The organism is Streptomyces sp. NPDC030799, from assembly GCF_055572255.1.
On sequence record NZ_JBVIDS010000003.1, the window covers coordinates 559,008 to 575,488 of the forward strand.

Annotated in this window: 13 protein-coding genes; 8 read left to right on the forward strand and 5 right to left on the reverse strand. The window is 71.6% G+C overall.

Annotated elements, in window-relative coordinates; genetic code table 11:
- Nucleotides 1-171 precede the first annotated feature (171 nt).
- From ACZ41I_RS10050 to ACZ41I_RS10060, 3 genes are all read right to left on the reverse strand, one after another.
- Nucleotides 172-1,143: a threo-3-hydroxy-L-aspartate ammonia-lyase gene (locus tag ACZ41I_RS10050; protein ID WP_468513753.1), complete on the reverse strand. Its 972-nt coding sequence runs from the start codon at nt 1,141-1,143 to the stop codon at nt 172-174.
- A 173-nt stretch (nt 1,144-1,316) separates the two neighbouring features.
- Complete coding sequence (locus tag ACZ41I_RS10055) at nt 1,317-2,303, reverse strand: aldo/keto reductase (protein ID WP_468513754.1); 987 nt, start codon at nt 2,301-2,303, stop codon at nt 1,317-1,319.
- 745 nt (nt 2,304-3,048) lie between these two features.
- Nucleotides 3,049-4,929: an ATP-binding cassette domain-containing protein gene (locus tag ACZ41I_RS10060; protein ID WP_468513874.1), complete on the reverse strand. Its 1,881-nt coding sequence runs from the start codon at nt 4,927-4,929 to the stop codon at nt 3,049-3,051.
- Between the two features lie 336 nt (nt 4,930-5,265).
- On the opposite strand from ACZ41I_RS10060, the gene ACZ41I_RS10065 reads away from it, so the two are divergent.
- Nucleotides 5,266-6,375 carry a 4Fe-4S binding protein gene (locus ACZ41I_RS10065; RefSeq protein ID WP_468513755.1) on the forward strand — a complete coding sequence of 370 codons (1,110 nt, stop codon included), beginning with the start codon at nt 5,266-5,268 and terminating at the stop codon, nt 6,373-6,375.
- Nucleotides 6,376-6,472: 97 nt separating this feature from the next.
- Here the strand turns inward: ACZ41I_RS10065 and ACZ41I_RS10070 are convergent, their stop codons facing one another.
- A complete protein-coding gene (locus ACZ41I_RS10070; RefSeq protein WP_468513756.1) occupies nt 6,473-7,120 on the reverse strand; it encodes an RICIN domain-containing protein in 648 nt (215 codons plus the stop codon).
- 326 nt (nt 7,121-7,446) lie between these two features.
- On the opposite strand from ACZ41I_RS10070, the gene ACZ41I_RS10075 reads away from it, so the two are divergent.
- A complete protein-coding gene (locus ACZ41I_RS10075; RefSeq protein WP_468513757.1) occupies nt 7,447-8,193 on the forward strand; it encodes a winged helix-turn-helix domain-containing protein in 747 nt (248 codons plus the stop codon).
- Nucleotides 8,194-8,234: 41 nt separating this feature from the next.
- Here the strand turns inward: ACZ41I_RS10075 and ACZ41I_RS10080 are convergent, their stop codons facing one another.
- Nucleotides 8,235-8,699: an Lrp/AsnC family transcriptional regulator gene (locus ACZ41I_RS10080; protein WP_399769866.1), complete on the reverse strand. Its 465-nt coding sequence runs from the start codon at nt 8,697-8,699 to the stop codon at nt 8,235-8,237.
- Between the two features lie 112 nt (nt 8,700-8,811).
- Between ACZ41I_RS10080 and ACZ41I_RS10085 the strand changes: the two genes are divergently transcribed.
- From ACZ41I_RS10085 to ACZ41I_RS10110, 6 genes are all read left to right on the forward strand, one after another.
- A complete protein-coding gene (locus tag ACZ41I_RS10085; protein WP_468513758.1) occupies nt 8,812-9,963 on the forward strand; it encodes a Glu/Leu/Phe/Val family dehydrogenase in 1,152 nt (383 codons plus the stop codon).
- Nucleotides 9,960-10,724 (forward strand): class I SAM-dependent methyltransferase, encoded by a 765-nt coding sequence (locus ACZ41I_RS10090; RefSeq protein WP_468513759.1) that lies wholly within the window; start codon nt 9,960-9,962, stop codon nt 10,722-10,724. Before ACZ41I_RS10085 ends, ACZ41I_RS10090 begins: the two co-directional genes overlap by 4 nt.
- Before the next feature lie 215 nt (nt 10,725-10,939).
- Nucleotides 10,940-11,794, forward strand: coding sequence for an alpha/beta fold hydrolase (locus ACZ41I_RS10095; RefSeq protein ID WP_468513760.1), 855 nt, complete (start codon nt 10,940-10,942; stop codon nt 11,792-11,794).
- A 989-nt stretch (nt 11,795-12,783) separates the two neighbouring features.
- Entirely contained in the window at nt 12,784-14,139 is a 1,356-nt protein-coding gene (locus ACZ41I_RS10100) for a uracil-xanthine permease family protein (RefSeq protein ID WP_468513761.1), read from the forward strand.
- A 42-nt stretch (nt 14,140-14,181) separates the two neighbouring features.
- Nucleotides 14,182-15,702, forward strand: a complete 1,521-nt coding sequence (locus ACZ41I_RS10105) for an amidohydrolase family protein (protein WP_468513762.1) — start codon at nt 14,182-14,184, stop codon at nt 15,700-15,702.
- On the forward strand, nt 15,699-16,409 hold the full coding sequence (locus ACZ41I_RS10110) for a sulfite exporter TauE/SafE family protein (protein ID WP_468513763.1): 711 nt from the start codon (nt 15,699-15,701) through the stop codon (nt 16,407-16,409). The genes ACZ41I_RS10105 and ACZ41I_RS10110 overlap by 4 nt, the downstream gene beginning before the upstream one ends.
- Nucleotides 16,410-16,481: the final 72 nt, after the last annotated feature.

The following is a 16,481-nucleotide window of genomic DNA, read 5'->3' on the forward strand; positions in this document are numbered from 1 at the left end:
TGCGGCGTACTCATCGGTTATGTCGGACTCCGTGACCCAGTCGGCGGGCGGATGTCTCCCGCCGCGCCGTGGACGGCCGGCGGCGACGGCACCTTCGACCCCCTGGACGTCGGCACGCCCCGCACGGCCCGGCTGTTGAGCGGCTCGGCTCGTGCGACGCCACAACGGCCGTCATCCGCCGACCAGTTCGGTGAACCGCCGGGTGTCGATGTTGCCGCCGGAGGCGATGATGCCGATGCGGGGCGGGACGTTGTCGACGCGGCCGGCCAGGAGTGCGGCCAGGCCGGTGGCGCCGCTGGGTTCCAGGACGATCTTCAGGCGTTCGAAGGCGAAGCGCATGGCGCTCACGATCTCCTCGTCGCTGACCAGCGCGATGGCGTCGACGAGGCGCCGGTTGATCTCGAAGGTGATCTCGCCGGGCGTGGGCAGGGCCTGCCCGTCGGCGATGGTCCGGGGGACGGGCAGGGTGACACGGGCGCCGCTCTCCAGGGAGCGCCGGGTGTCGTCCCCCTCTTCCGGCTCCACACCGATGACCCGGATGCCGGGGTGCAGAGCCTTGGCGGCGGTGGCGCTCCCGGCGATCAGGCCGCCGCCCCCGACGGGTACGACCAGGGCGTCGAGCGGTCCGGTCTCGTCGAGGAGTTCGAGCGCCGCGGTGCCCTGTCCGGCGATGACGTCGGGGTGGTCGTAGGGCGGGATGAGGACGAGGCCGCGGTCCTCGGCCAGTGCGGCACCGAGCGCGGTGCGGTCCTCTGTGTAGCGGTCGTAGGTGACGATCTCGGCGCCGTATCCTGCGGTTGCCTCACGCTTGGAGCGCGGGGCGTCCTCGGGCATCAGGATGACGGCGCTGGTGCCGAGTTCACGGGCGGCCAGGGCGGTGGCCTGGGCGTGGTTGCCGGAGGAGTAGGCGGCGATGCCCTTGGCCAGCTGTTCCGGGGAGAGCCGGGCGGCCGCGTTGTAGGCACCGCGGATCTTGAAGGCGCCGGCGCGCTGGAAGTTCTCGCACTTGATGAACACCTCGGCGCCGACGAGGGCGTTCAGGGTGCGCGAGGTGAGGACAGGAGTGCGGTGGGCGACGCCTTCGATACGCGCGGCGGCCGCACGGACATCGTCGAACGTTACGCGTGAAGCGGCGGCGGCCATGGCGGTCTCCTCGTTTCCGTCCCGGCACCCGCACGCTTGCGGGCCCCCTGCTGGGACTGTGCATCCTTAGACTGATTTTCCATTCCTGGACAGGAACTCTAGATAGGCGCACGCCCGTCTGTCCAGGGGACGGCCGGGCGGGCGTGGGGTGGCGGCGTGACGTGCAGTCGGACTCAATGCCCGCTGATTCCCCTGGCCGTGTACGGCTCCTGAAGTTCCCTCACCTCGTCGTCGGTGAGCCGGAGGTCGAGCGCGGCGAGCGCGTCCGGGATGTGATGGGCCTTGGTGGCGCCGACGATGGGTGCGGTGATGCCCGGGCGGGAGGCGACCCAGGCCAGGGCCACCTGGGCGCGCGGCACACCACGCCGGGCGGCGATCGCGGCGACGGCGTCGACGATCCGCTTGTCGTCCGGCTGGTACAGGGTCCGGCCGAAGGCGTCCGACTCGCTGCGGACGCTGGCGGCGTCCCAGTCGCGGGTGAGGCGGCCGCGGGCGAGCGGGCTCCACGGGATCACGCCGACGCCCTGGTCGGCGCAGAGCGGCAGCATCTCGCGTTCCTCCTCGCGGTAGAGGAGGTTGTAGTGGTTCTGCATGGACACGAACTTCGTCCAGCCGTGCCGCTCGGCGGTGTGCTGCAGCTTGGCGAACTGCCAGGCGTACATCGAACTCGCGCCGATGTAGCGGACCTTGCCCGCCCTGACCAGGTCGTGCAGCGCCTCCATGGTCTCCTCGACTGGGGTGTGCGGGTCGAAGCGGTGGATCTGGTAGAGGTCGACGTAGTCCGTGCCGAGGCGGCGCAGGCTGTGGTCGATCCCGGTCATGATCGCCTTGCGGGACAGGCCCGACCGGTTGGGGCGGTCGCTGCGGGCCGCGCCGTCCTCCACCGCGAAGTAGACCTTGGTGGCGATCACGACGTCCTCGCGCCGGGTCATCTCCCCGAGCGCCCTGCCGACGATCTCCTCGCTGGTGCCGGCGGAGTAGCTGTTGGCCGTGTCGAAGAACGTGATCCCCGCGTCCAGGGCCTGGCGGATGAGCGGGCGGGCGGCGTCCTCGTCCAGGGTCCACGGGTGCGGACCCCGGTCGGGAACGCCGTAGCTCATACAACCGAGCGCCAGCCGGGAGACCTCCAGGCCGCTCGTGCCGAGCTTGACGTACTCCATGGTGCGGTTCCCCTCGTCGGCGTGTCCCGCCGAGTGCACCCCGGCGCGGGCCGGGGGCCGGACGGGACTTCTCCGTCTGCGTGATCATGATCGTATCGACGCGCGCCCGGCCGACGCCGTGTCGCTCCGGGCCACGCTTCCACAGCTTCGGGCCACGCTTCCGCCCCGACCCCGACCTCCGTCAGCCGGCCCGGGTGCCTCCGCTTCGCCACGGCTGCCCCGGGTTCGCGGCCCTCGGCTCCCGGTCCGGCTTCCTTCGCCCAGGGCCCGGCCGCACTGCCTTCGGTTCGCGGAATTCGCTTTCCGGCCCACCTCCCTCCGACCAGGCCGGCCACGCTGCCCTGGCTCCTCCGCCCCGGGCTCACCGCGTTGAGTCAGCTTCCCGGACTTCGGCTCCCGGCCCGACTTCCTCCGACCCCGGGCCGACCGCGTTGCATCGGGTTCCCGGACTTCACTTCCACCTGGCTTCCTGCGGCTTGGGCCGCGCCGGCTTCGGTCCCGGCCGTGTTTCCGTCGCCCGACCCCGTTTCCTTCCGTCCGCCCCGGCGGCAGCCGTTGGTCCGGGTTCTGTTTGCGTCCGGAGAACGCTCTCCCGTCGCCCCAGGACCGCTTCTCTCAGTCAGGCCCCATTCCCGTCGGCCCGCCCCACTCAACTCCTCCGGCCCCCTTCCTCAGCCTGCCCTCCCTCCGCTGCCGCGGCACCTCCCCTCGGGCCGGCCCGCTCCCGTCGGCTCGGCCCGCCTCCTCACCGGTCCTTGGCCAGGGCCACGAGCTCGGCGAAAAGGCCGTCGGCGTGGACGAGGTCGTCGTAGCTGCCCTGCTCGATGACGCGGCCGCCCTGCAGGACGACGATCCTGTCCGCGAGGCGGGTGTTCTCCAGCTGGTGGGTGACCACGATGGTGATGCGCCGGGCGGCGATGCGTTTGATCTCCAGGAAGATCTGGTGCTCGCCACGCGGGTCCATCTGAGATGTCGGCTCGTCCAGGATGAGCAGCGGGGTACGGCGGTACAGCGCACGGCCGCACGCCAGCCGCTGCCACTGTCCGCCGGACAGCTCGGCGCCACCGAAGATCTCGCGTGCGAGCAGGGTGTCGAGCCCGTGCGGAAGCCGCTCGACCGCCTCGCGCATGCCGACGGCGTCGACGGCCTCCCACACCGGCCCGTCCTCATGGGTGCGCGGCTGGCCCAGCGTGATGTTCTCCCGGACGCGCAACGGCCAGCAGGCGAAGTTCTGCGGGACGAGCGCGGTCCGGCTCCAGACGGAGTCGGGCCGGGCGCGCGCGAGGTCGACGCCGTCCCAGAGGACACGGCCCTTGTCCGCCAGGAGGATGCCGGTGATGAGCTTGGTCAGCGTGGATTTGCCGGAGCCGTTCTCACCGACGATCGCGAGGATCTCCCCGCGTCGCAGGGTGAGGGAGACCCCGTCCACGGCGGGCTCGTCCTTGCCGGGGTACCGGTGGACGACCTCCTCGAGCCGGATCTCCTCGACCTGCTCCGGGATGGCCGACTCCCCGCGATTCGGAGCGCGTTCGGCGGCCATGTCGAGGAAGGAGCGCATGTCGGCGAGGTAGAGGGAGGTGTGGAACATCGCGGCGCCGTACTGCACGAACTGGGACAGCGCGGCGAGCGTGGTCTGCACGGCGACCACCGCGGTCGCGGCGACGGGCAGAGCGACCCGCCCCGTCATCGCGAGCCAGGCGAGCGCGGCCCAGGTGAGGAGCAGGAACGCACCGCCGAGGGCGGAGGTCGCGAGGACGATCCGGAGCATGCGGGGCGCGGCGGTCAGGGTGCGCCGGTCGATGCGCTCGGACAACGCGCGGTACCAGTAGACGAGGTAGTCGGTCATGCCGTTCGCGCGGACCTCGTCGCCGTGCCGCGAAAAGGTGGCCCACCAGCGCATCATGCCGCGTACGTTGCGGTCGCCGACGTTGGCGTAGTGCGTCTCGTAGTCGACGCGGGCGGACAGCACGGCCCCGAGACCCGCGGGCAGGACGGCCAGCAGCAACAGCGGGAGCATCAGCCAGTGCAGTGCGGTGATGACCCCGCCGGCGGCGATCATGCGGATGAGTGAGGCCAGGAACTGCTGGGCGTCCTTGACCATCGTGGTGGTGCGGGTGACCCCGACCTCGGCGGCCTCCTGCCGGTCGGCGAACCCGTCCTCGGCCTGGGCGGAGGCCTCCACCCGGCAGACGGCGGAGACGAGGGCGACGTCCGCCTCGGTCACCAGCCGCGGGGTGATCCGTCCGTCGGCGTAGGAGGCCAGGGCCCTGCTGATCCGGCCCACCGCCGCCGCGGCGGTGACCACCGCGAGGGCGGGCAGGGCGCCGTGCAGACGTCCGGACACGGGGCCCGCGCCGAGGATGTGGGTCATGGCCTGTGCGGTGCAGCCGAGGACCACGGCGGCCGCGACGCCGGTGAGGAACTGGCAGCCGAGGAGCAGCACGACCCCGGTCCGGTCGACGGACCAGGCCATGGTCGCGGTGCGGCGCAGCACGGACGGCAGACGCCCGCACATGCTCCGGAAACTGGCTTCTTCCAGGGGGTTCTTGCCGGACTTGCCCGCGTAACTGATCGCGGCCGGCGGTGGAGGGGGCGGCGGGGCATCTTCTGTCGAGGCGTCGGTCACGGTCACCTGCGTCCCTCCTTCGGGCCGGCACCGCACCCGGGTGGTCCGGCGGTGCCAGGCTCAACGAGGGCGCGGGCGAATCGAACGCACGCGTTTCCGGACGAAGAGCGGAGCCGTCAATCCAGGGGCGCCGAACGCGCGGTCGCAGGGATGCAGGGCTTCCCCGGTGGTCGCGGCCGGCCGAAACGCCGGTGCTGGTGACGGCCGTGACGGTTGAGGTTCTGCGGGGACGCAAATCGCGAGCCGTACGTACCCCTTGGCGACTCCGCCCCTTGCCTGATCACCCAGCCGACCGGCATAGTGAGTTTGAAATTCCAACTTACCGGGAGGGGCAGGATGAGCGAGCAGGACAGCGCCGGGGAGGCGGAAGAGCACAGGTTGCCCGCGAAGCTCGCCGCCCACCCGTCCGTGCGGGCCGTGCTGGCCGCTCGGCCCTCCGGCGGCCGGCCCGGGCCGCCGCCGGTGATCGACGCGGCGTGGCTGCGCGCACTGTGCCTGGCGGCCGGCGCGGACGACGCGGCGGCGGTGAGCCTGGACCATCCCGGCCTCGCCGGAGAACGCGAACACGTGCTGGCCGCGCTGCCGGGAACGCGCTCGCTGGTCTCGCTCATGGTCCGCATGAACCGCGACAACACGCGCTCACCCGCGCGCAGTGTGGCCAACCAGGAGTTCCACCAGACCGACGAACAGGTCAACGCGGCGGCCCGTACGGTGACCCGGGCGCTGGAGGACGCCGGCCATCGCGCGCTCAACCCGTCGGCCGGGTTTCCCCAGGAGATGGAGCGCTTTCCCGGTCGTATCTGGGTGGTGGCCCACAAGACGGTCGCCGTGGCGGCCGGCCTGGGTGTGATGGGGCTGCACCGCAACGTCATCCACCCCCGGTTCGGCAACTTCGTGCTGCTGGCCACGGTGCTCGTGGACGCTCCGGTCAGTGCGTACGGACAGGAGCTGGACTACAGCCCCTGTGTGGACTGCAAGTTGTGCGTGGCCGCCTGCCCGGTGGGCGCGATCGGCAAGGACGGCTCGTTCGACGCCCTGGCCTGTACGACCCACAACTACCGGGAGTTCATGAGCGGGTTCACCGACTGGGCGCAGACCGTGGCCGACAGCGAGGACGCCGCCGACTTCCGCTCCAGGGTCACCGACCCGGAGAACGCGTCGATGTGGCAGAGCCTCGCCTTCAAGCCCAGCTACAAGTCCGGCTACTGCGTGGCCGTCTGCCCCGCCGGCGAGGACGTGCTCGGCCCCTACCTCGACGACCGCAGAGCCTACCTGGACACGGTCCTGCGCCCCCTCCAGGACAAGACCGAGACCCTGTACGTCCTGCCGGGCTCGCCGGCACAGCGATACGCCGAACGCCGCTTCCCCCACAAACCGACCAAGGAGGTCTCGGGCGGCTGGCGCGCTCCCGGCAAGCAGCACCCGAACCCGTCCGACCGGCACTGAGCGGGCAGCCGGAGCGGAACGAGGCGCACCGGGCCGGGCGCACGCGGATGGCCTTGGTGCGGCGGGTGGGCGCCGCACCAAGGCCGAGGACGTCCGCTTACGGGATCGTCCAGTGGTGGTCGTCGTTGTCGCTGCAGTAATACAGCGTGAGCCGGGCGTTGTCGCCGCCGGTGCGTACGCCGTCGACGTCGAGGCACAGCCCGCTGGCAAGGTTGACGAGCCAGAAGCCGTCGGAGCGAGCGACTTGAGCATAGAGCTGGTTGTCGCCGGTCGTCTGGTTGCAGTAGAACTCGCTGACCTTGGTGCCGGCGTTCACACTGCCGTAGTTCGGCACGTCGAGGCACAGGTTGTCCTTGACGTTGCGGAGGTTGTAGAGCGCGTAGCCGTTGGAGCTGTAACCGACACGGTCCCAGTAGAACAGCTGGTTGTCGCCGGACGTCCCGTTGCACGTGTACTCGTTGACCGGCCCGTTGACCGTCCCGGCACCGTAGCCGGGAATGTCGATGCATTTGCCGGTGACGACGTTCTTGACGAGGTAGGGCCCGTAGGTGGTAGCCGCGGGCGTTACGCGTCGCGCATCCCGGGGCAGCGTGGTCGTCCCGGCGGGGGACGCGATCCGTACCGGGGTGGCGCCGAGGGCCGCCGGACTTACGGGGGCCGCCTGAGCGGGAACGGCGGTGAACGCGAGCGCGAACAGGGTGACGCCGGCGCTGAGCGTGCCGGCGAACCGTCTGATGGGTCTCATGGTTCGTCCTTGTCTGTGTCCGAGGCTCTGGTTCCGGGCACCGCGACGGGTGAGAAGCAGCGAGCAGGGCGAGGCCGCATTGACCTGCATGGCGCCGTGGTGTGTACGCATCGTTTCGGTTGGACTCGGCCACGGGTAGCTTTCGTCTGCACGTGCAAAAGCCCTGATGGGGACGTCAAGTGCACAGGGGGCCAACCTTGATACGGATTCATCTCGGGTCCGCAGGCCTGGGCAGCGTCAGTGTCTGCGCCCGCCCGGACTACGACGCCGAACTGACAGCAGCCGGGAGGGCTTACGCCCGCAGTGGGCAGCCTCGGGACCCGCTGGTGCAGCTCTACACGCGCAGCATTTCGCCGGACCTCGCCGACGGTGTCAGCCGCCTGTACCTCTCCCACTTGTTCGCCCGCCGCAGTCCCACGCCCTTCACCAAGGCCCTCGCCGAGGGCGAGGAGCGGGCCCGCAGCGTCCTCGCCAACGCCGTCGCCCACCTTCGCAGCACCGCCATCGAGCCATACCGCTCGGGCATCCGATCAGCGGTCGCAGCCCGGGCCGTCGGCCTCTCCCAGATCTACGTCGGCAGTGGCGCCTCGGCGATGCTCCAGCAACTCGGACACGGCATCAGATACCGTCACGGCGTCCTGGAACTGGCGACGGCCTTCGACGCGGACCTCGAACTCGGCCCGCGGTCCCTGCAGATCCAGGCGGTAGCCCTCAGCCGACGGGTCACCTTGGCCGAACCCGCCAGCGATCAGCTGACCGTCCGGATCCCCGCAGGACCCGCGCCACGCATCGGACCCGGCCGGCGGGCAGCCCTGCGACCGCTCCTGGGCACCAGCCGAGCGCAGGCACTCGAGAGCATCGTCATGTCCGGAGGAATCACCGGGCGGCAACTCGCCTCCCTGCTCGGCGTGTCGGACGCCACGGCCAGTCGGCACGCCGCGGTCCTGCGGCGTGCCGGCCTGATCCAGTCCCTGCGGATGGGGCAGAGCGTCGAGCACGTCGCAACTCCCCTGGGCTACCACCTGACGCAGACAGAAACGAGCAGGGGCAGGACGTCTGATTCGGCGTGTTGATGCCCGTCAAGAAGGGTGTGCCCGCGGAGAGTTCGCAATGCCTAGTCGGGCGCGGGAAGCCGTGCGGGTGCGGTGTTGCTCACCTGTTGAAAAATGACCGAGGTACGGAAGCCGGTGATTTCGCCGCGCTTGCTGAGCCGGTCGGTGAGGAAGGCGTGCAGGTGGTCGAGATCCTGCACGGCGACGTGGAGGAGGAAGTCGTCGCCTCCGGAGAGCACGAACACATGGAGGACTTCCGGCATGCCGCTGGCGAAGGCCTTGAAGGCGTCGATGACGCCGCGGCTGAGGGGACGTACCTGAACCGACACCAGCGCCTGAACGCTGCGGTTGAGAGCCGCGGGGTCGATGTCGGCGTGGTAGCCGCGAATGACGCCCCGGCGGTGGAGCGCGCGAACCCGCTCCAGGCAGGTCGAGGGGGCAACGCCGAGCTTCCGGGCGAGTTCGCGGTTGGACTGCCGCGCATCTGTCTGGAGAAGCCGGACAATCTCCGAATCAAGTTCGTCCATGGCCGTCAACCGTATCCCATCTTCATGCAAACGTTCGGTGAGCACACCGCTCGATGGATCGTTCGTGCAGCATGGCGTCATCGAACCGAACGAATGAAGGGACAGCAGGCTCATGCTCGATCATGAGCAGGTCGCGATCCACACCGGCCGTCGCTCGGGGCTTCCGGTCATCGTGGCTGTTCACTCCACGGCACTCGGCCCGGCAGCAGGCGGCCTGCGCGTCTGGCACTACCCCGACTGGCGGGACGGCCTCACCGACGCCCTTCGGCTGTCGGCCGCGATGACCTCGAAGTTCGCCATGGCGGGGTTGCCCAACGGTGGTGGGAAGACCGTCGTGGCCCTGCCGCAGGGGACGGAGCTGGATGCCGGCCGACGCCATGACATGCTGCGGGACGTGGCAGATGTCATCGACTCGCTCGGCGGGGCGTACGCCACCGGGCCGGATGTCGGGACGGGCCCCGACGACATGGCGGTGATCGGGGAAGTCACCCCTCATGTGTTCTGCAGGCCGACGCGTCTGGGCGGCAGCGGCGACTCGTCCCCGCACACCGCGCAGGGGACGCTCGCCGCACTGCGGGCCGTCAGCCGACGGCTGTACGGCAGCAGGAGTCTGGACGGCCGCAGTCTGGCCGTGATCGGTCTGGGCCGCGTCGGCACACACCTGGCACGCCTGCTGGCCGCCGAGGGAGCCGTCCTGACGGTCACCGACATCGACGCGGACAAGCACGGCACCGCCGACGAACTCGGCGCTGTCTGGCGGTCGTCGGAAGAGATCCTCGCCGCGGACGTGGACATCGTGGTCCCCTCGGCGCTCGGCTCCGTTCTGACCCGTCAGAACGTGGCACGGCTGCGCTGCCGTGCCGTGGTCGGGCCGGCGAACAACCAGCTCGCCACCCCCGATGTCGCAGACCTGCTGCACCGGCGCGGCATCATCTGGGTGCCGGATTACGTCGCCGGCGCCGGAGGGGTCATCAACGCCATCAGCACCGAACTCCACCGCCTCGGTGCCGACGAGGCACACGCACGTGTCCGCGCGATCGAGGACACCGTTGACGCCCTGCTGGACACGGCGCAGAGCCACGGCCGGACCCCCGCGCAGGCGGCCGAGGAGCTGGCCATGCGCCGCCTGCGCGCCGCCTCGGCCCGGCTGGGCTCACCCAGGCCGTCGTCGCGGCTGCGGACAGCGGAGCCCCGCGACCCCGAGAACATCTCCCTGCTGCCCGCCGACAGCTCGCGTCGGCACGACCCGAGGAACACGCCATGACCGCCGATACGGGAACCGCCGTCGCCCACTACGAGGGGCTGCTCGCCGAGCACTACACCTGGATGCTCGGCGGAGACGTCCACGAAGTCGCGGACCGGCAGGCCGCGCTGTTCTGCGAACTCGGCCTGGCGGCCGCCGAAGACGGAGGCCCGGCCATCGACCTGGGCTGCGGCTCCGGCGCGCAGACACTGGCCCTGGTCCGCCTCGGTTTCTCCCCGGTGATCGCCGTGGACACCAGCCGCCGCCTGCTCGACGAACTCGTCACCCACACCGAGGACACCGGTGCGGTGCGGCCGGTGCACGGTGACATCCGTACCGTGTGGCCCGAGGCGGCCGCGCCGGGCACGGCCGCGGCCGTCGTCTGCATGGGTGACACGCTTCCCCACCTCCCGTCAAAGGCGGACGTCCCCGTCCTGCTCGGCCACATCGGCCGTGCCCTCGCCCCGGGCGGCCACCTCGTCGTCACCTACCGCGACCTCACAGCGGAGCTGCGCGGCACCGACCGCTTCATCCCGGTACGCAGCAGCGACGACCGGCTGCTCACCTGCTTCCTCGAATACCGCGACGAAGACACGGTGATCGTCCACGACCTGCTCCACACCCGTACGAACGGCTCCTGGCAGCAGCAGACCGGCAGCTATCCCAAGCTGCGGATCGCGTCCTCCTGGCTTGTTCAGCAGTGCCGGGCGGCGGGGCTGGACGTCCGCCGCGACGCGGCCGACTCCAGAGGCATGCGGATCCTGCACGCCGTAAAGCCCTGAGTGCGACACGCGACCGTTGCGGTCACGGCCCCGTGAACCAGCGTGAACTGAAAGGCGGACATGAGCGACCCCTCCACCCGGAGTTGTCCCCGCGAACCCTGGACTGCAGGGCGGCGGTGCGGATCCGGATCATCTGCTGTCCTTGTCCTGACCGCGGTGACCGCGCACCAGCAGGCCGAGCCGGGGACGATCCTGGCTCGGGAAGGGCAGCAGGCATGACGCTCCGCGACGCAGCGCCGGCACAGGCGACCCGAGCCGGAACCGGCAGGGCCCTCGTCGCCTCCGGTGTCACCATCGGCTACGACGTTCTCGGCCCGTCCGACGGGGCACCGGTGCTGCTCGTCCACGGCCACCCGTTCAACCGCAGCATGTGGACGCCGCAGGCCGCCGCATTGTCCGGGGCGGGATACCGGGTCATCGCACCGGACCTGCGCGGGTACGGCGACAGCGTGGTGGTGCCCGGCCGGACGCTGCTGTCGGACTTCGCGCAGGATCTCGCGGGCCTGCTCGACCACCTGGGTGTGCCGCGCGCGGTGGTCGCCGGGCTGTCCATGGGTGGGCAGATCGCCATGCACTTCCACCTGCGGCACCCCGACCGGATTGCGGCACTCGTACTGGCCGACACCTCACCGATCGCCGAGACCGACGAGGGCAAGGCGCTCCGTAACGCCCTCGCCGACCGGCTGCTCGCGGAAGGGATGGACGGCTATGCCGCCGAGGTGATCGACAAGATGATCGCCCCGCACCATGTGACGGGCCTGCCCGAGGTCGCCGAGCATGTGCTGGGCATGATGCGCGGCACGGACCCGGCCGGAGCCGCGGCGGCCCTGCGCGGGCGCGCCGAACGACCCGACTACCGCGACACGCTGCGCGCCGTACGCGTGCCCACCCTCCTGGTGGTCGGCGCGGATGACCCGTACACACCGGTGGACCAGGCCGAGCTCATGCACGCGCTCGTCCCCGGCGCCACGCTCGCCCTCATCGACGACGCCGCCCATCTGCCGAACCTGGAGCAGCCGCAGCGATTCAACGCCGTGCTGCTGGACTTCCTCCGCGCGCACCGGTATTGATTCGGGCCTCCGCATCCGCTGTTGGGGTCCTGCTGCGCGCCGTCGACGGGCATTTCCCACCCGCCGGCGGGGCGGTGACGGTCCTGCCCCAGTTGCCCGGTGGCCTGGAGTGCTCGGCGGCCTCAACCGGCATGCGCTGACCTGCACCGCGCTGCCCGCCGCCGAGGTCCACGCCCACCGTGGACGGCCAGGGCGACGATCCATGCGCCGGGATTTCGTCTTCGTCCGGGCGCGCCCCGTGTGGAAAGGACGCCTGGTCGTCGCCCCGCAGGCGGGGCCTGATGAAGGGGGGATGAAAGGGGCGGGGAACGACCCGAGCGCATGGATTTACCGTTCCCCGCCCCGGCGCGTCGGCCCGCCTCGTCACAACACGGGGGGACGACCCTGCGACCGGTCGGACGAAGCTTCGACTCACCGATCTTGTTACAGACCCTCCGACGCCGGCCGCCCGCGGGCCAGCGGAGCCGGTCCGGCCGGGTGACGCGCCGTATGGCACACCGGTGCCGTGGGCCGCCGCGGCTGAGCACCGGCACCCGCGTTCCCCGGCTCGCTGCACCGCCGGCGTCTCCTACCGCCACCGTCTCGGGTGTCCTGGACGCCGAAGGCGGGGAACGGACCGCCCTGGGCCGCGGCGTGAGCGGCACTTGGTCAAGAGCTCCGGCATGACCGTTGGGCCGGCCGACCGGAGGCCGGGAACCACCCGCGCGCACCCGGTAGTTGACAGGGAGAAGCGACGGTCGCCGAGAGGAGCGCCGCGCGACACGGGACGGCGTCCAGGCCGTGCCCCTCGAACCGGCAAGCCCCCTCCTGTGTGCGGGCGAACCGCGCGTCCCTGCACCGTGGGTCCTGAGGCCGACCGCGCGACCCCTTGACCGACCCCCCACCGACGACTCCATACTGGCGGCCAAATCGATTGGCCAAATCGATTTGGCCGCCGTCCCGGCCGGATCGTCGCGGCCTGAGCCGAGCGAGCCGAACGGAGCCCGCGCGTGTCCAGTCCCGTACATCCCGTCGACGAGTCCCGCCCCCTCGGACGGATCGTGCTCTTCGGTGTGCAGCACGTCCTCGTCATGGCGGCCACACCGATCTCCGCGATCTTCCTGATGAGTGCCACCCTCCGGCTCAGTCCGGGCATCACCGTCAACCTGCTCTCCGCGGCCCTGCTGCTGTCCGGGATCGGCTCGCTCGTGCAGTCCCTCGGACCCTGGAAGTTCGGGCCACGGCTGCCGTTCGTGATGCTGCCGGGCGGAGCGCCTCTGATCCTGTTCCTGTCGATCGCGCAGCAGCACGGGCTGCGCACGGCGACCGGCGCGGTGCTCCTCACCGCCGCCTTCACCTTCCTGGTGCTGCCGCTGTTCACGCGCCTGCTGAGATTCTTCCCGCCGCTGGTCATCGGCACGATGATCGTGATCGTCGGGGTCAACCTGGTGAAGGTCGGCGCGCTGCTGGTCACCGGGCAGCCCGGCACTCCGGGCTTCGCCGATCCGGCCCGCCTCGGGCCGGCCTTCGCCACCATCGCCCTGATCGTCGCCTTCACCCGGCTGCTGCGCGGGGTCCTGCGTCAACTCGCCGTACTGCTCGGCCTCGTGGCCGGCACGGCCCTCGCCTGCGCCCTCGGGCAGGTCCACCCGGGCGCCGCCCTGTCGGGCCAACTGGTGGGTGTGCCACGTCCGTTGCCGTTCGGTACACCAGTCTTCGACCTGCTCGCCGCGCTGCCGCTGCTGCTGTACAGCCTCGCGTCCATGGCGGAGGCGACCGGGCAGACCGTCATCAACGCGGAGGCGGTCGGCAAAGACATCGACGTAGGGACCGACGTGCCGCGCACCGTCCGCGGGGACGCCCTGACCTCACTGCTCGGCGCCTGTTTCGGGCTGCCGCTGATGGTGACCAGCGGGGAGAACATCGGCATCGTCCGGGTCACCGGCGTGCGCAGCCGGTATGTCACGGCCGCCGCGGGCGTCGTTCTCGTCGTCCTCGGCTTTGTGACGCCCGTCGCGCGGGCGATCAGCGTGATGCCGTCGGCCGTGGTCGGGGGCGCCGCGATGGTCGTCTTCGCGGTGATCACCGTACTGGGTGTGCAGATGCTCGGCCGCGCCCGGCTGGAGGACCACACGGCCACGATGACCTGCGCCGTCGCGCTCGCGCTGGGCCTGCTGCCGATCCTGGTGCCCGGTGTGTACACCGGGTTCCCGTCCGGCGTGCGGATCCTGCTGGAGAACGGGGTCGCGGTGGGCGCCCTCGTCGCCGCCGTCCTCAACGTCGTCTTCCACCATCTGGGGCGGCACCCCACGGACACCACCGCCGCCGTGCCGGCCGAGGCGCCGGGTCCGACCGCCCGTGTCTGACGTTCCGCGCAGCTCCCTCCCCCTCTCGAACAACGGAGAAGCATGACCGACCTGACCCCCGACCGGCTCCGCCAGGACGCGCTGCTGCTGGTCCCCGACATGACGCTCACCCCCGACGGCCCGCTGGAACTGCACGCCGTGGTCGTGCGGGACGGCGTGTTCCGCGATGTCGGCCCCGTCGAGCGGATCATCCGGGGGCACCCGTCGCTGACCCCCCTCCGGCTGCCCGGGCACGTGCTGATGCCGGGCTTCGTCGACGCCCACCACCATCTGACGCAGAGCTTCGGCGGTGCCCTCGCCTTCGGGGAGCCGTCGGAGATCTTCCGCCGGGTGTGGGTGCCGCTGGAGCGCGCCCTGGACGAGGAGTCGGCGTACGTGGCCGCGAAACTGGCGGCACTGGAGTCCCTGCGGGGCGGTTTCACGACGGTCGCCGAGTCGGGAACCCGGGCCACCGTGGACGTGGACGTCGTGGCCTCGGCCGCACGTGACGCGGGCATCCGCTGCGTGCTGGGGCTGATCTGCAACGACGCCTCGGACGGCACCGGTGACGACACGGATCCGCGGGCCGTGCTCGCCGCCGCCGAGCAGCACCTCGCGCGCTACGCCGCCGACGACCTGGTCCATCCCTCGCTGGCCGTCTCCGTGCCGGAGGCCGCGACCGCACCCACGCTCGCGGCGACGGCGCGGCTCGCCGCCGACGCGGGCACGGTCGTACAGATCCACGTGAACGAACACCTCGTCGCGGTCGAGCGCTCCCTGGTCCGGTACGGGCTGCGGCCCCTGGAGTATCTGCACCAGGTGGGCGCGCTGGGCCCGCAGTTGCTCGCCGCGCACGCCACGCTGCTCACCCCGGCCGAGGTCACACTGCTCGCGGACAGCGGCACGGCGGTGAGCTACAACCCGGTCGCCAGCGCGTGGAAGGGCAACGCCGTCGCCCCCGCCACCACCTTCGCCGAGCGCGGCATCCGGTTCGGTCTGGGCACCGACGGGACACGCGGGGACGGTTTCCGGCTGACGGACGCGGCGGAGTTCGCTCAGCGGCTCACCTACGGCCTGGCCAGCGGCGACTCCTCCTGCGGCGCCGGCTGGACGTGGTGGGAGCGGGCCACGGCGGGCGGCGCGGACGCGGTCGGACTGGGCCGGCACACGGGACGCATCGCGCCCGGTGCCGCGGCGGACTTCCTCCTGGTCGACGTCGGGGGGCCGGAGCTGCAGCCGTCCTGGGACCTGCCGTGGGAGCTGGTCCGGCACGGCAACCGGGACCAGCTCACCGCCGTGTTCGTCGCCGGCCGGCTGCGCCTGTGGCACGGCTGGCCGCCGGACTGGGACGGACCGGCACTGGTCCGACGGGCCGCCGAACTGGGCCCGCGCGTGGTACGGCGCGCCGGGGTGACACGGGCCCATCCGACATCGGTGACCGCGCGGCAGCGAGCGGCGGCACCGGACGCCGCCGCGTCGCCGCCCAGCCCGTTCACGGCCGGGGGCACGCCCACCGTCCCACCGCCCCCTGGGCATCCGCACGGCTCCGTCCTCCCGACGCCCCGCTCCGGCGCGCGGCGATGAACGCCGGCACTCTGGCGGTACTGGCGCTGACCGTCGCGGCGGCGGCGTTCGTGCAGGGCACGAGCGGCCTCGGGTTCGCGCTGATCGTCGCGCCGGTCGCGGGCCTCGTCGATCCGGCGCTGCTGCCGGTGTTCGTGCTGACCGCGATGATCCCGCTCAACCTGTACGTCGCCTGGCGCGAGCGGCACAGTCTCGATCTGCGCGGCGCCCGGTGGATCACGGCGGCCCGGCTGACGGCGACACCGGCGGGGCTGGCGCTGCTGTGGGCGATCCCGCAGGGCGCGCTCGGAGCCGTCGTCGGCGCGGCGACGGTGCTGGCGGCCGTGGTGAGCCTCGTCGTGCCGTCGTTCGTACCCGGGCGCGGAGCCTATGTGGGCGCCGGGGTCATCACCGGGCTGACCGAGACCGCCACCGGGGTGGGCGGCCCGCCCCTCGCCCTCGTCTACCAGCACCGGCCGCCGGGCGAGCTGCGGGCGACCGTCGCCGCCTGCTTCCTGGTGGGCGAAGTCGCCTCGCTGCTCCTGCTGTTCGTCACCGGGCGGGGACGTGCGGCGGACATGGGCTGGGCACTCCTGCTGCTGCCGGCGCTCGCCGCGGGGGCCTGGCTGAGCCGGCTCGTGCACCGGCGTGTCGACGCGCAGCGGATGCGTGCCTTCGTCCTTGTCTTCGCCCTGGTGTCGGGGGTGGTGCTGATGGCGAGGACGTGACACTCCGCTGCCGGACGCGCCCTGCCGTGCCCCGGTGCCGGACGCGCGCCGTCGTGCCCCGGTGCCGGACGG

Coding starts and splice junctions, on each gene's coding strand:
- ACZ41I_RS10070 (WP_468513756.1), bottom strand. CDS start 7,120: ATGAGACCCATCAGACGGTTCGCCGGCACGCTCAGCGCCGGCGTCACC.
- ACZ41I_RS10055 (WP_468513754.1), bottom strand. CDS start 2,303: ATGGAGTACGTCAAGCTCGGCACGAGCGGCCTGGAGGTCTCCCGGCTG.
- ACZ41I_RS10085 (WP_468513758.1), top strand. CDS start 8,812: ATGCTCGATCATGAGCAGGTCGCGATCCACACCGGCCGTCGCTCGGGG.
- ACZ41I_RS10095 (WP_468513760.1), top strand. CDS start 10,940: ATGACGCTCCGCGACGCAGCGCCGGCACAGGCGACCCGAGCCGGAACC.
- ACZ41I_RS10050 (WP_468513753.1), bottom strand. CDS start 1,143: ATGGCCGCCGCCGCTTCACGCGTAACGTTCGACGATGTCCGTGCGGCC.
- ACZ41I_RS10105 (WP_468513762.1), top strand. CDS start 14,182: ATGACCGACCTGACCCCCGACCGGCTCCGCCAGGACGCGCTGCTGCTG.
- ACZ41I_RS10065 (WP_468513755.1), top strand. CDS start 5,266: ATGAGCGAGCAGGACAGCGCCGGGGAGGCGGAAGAGCACAGGTTGCCC.
- ACZ41I_RS10090 (WP_468513759.1), top strand. CDS start 9,960: ATGACCGCCGATACGGGAACCGCCGTCGCCCACTACGAGGGGCTGCTC.
- ACZ41I_RS10110 (WP_468513763.1), top strand. CDS start 15,699: ATGAACGCCGGCACTCTGGCGGTACTGGCGCTGACCGTCGCGGCGGCG.
- ACZ41I_RS10080 (WP_399769866.1), bottom strand. CDS start 8,699: ATGGACGAACTTGATTCGGAGATTGTCCGGCTTCTCCAGACAGATGCG.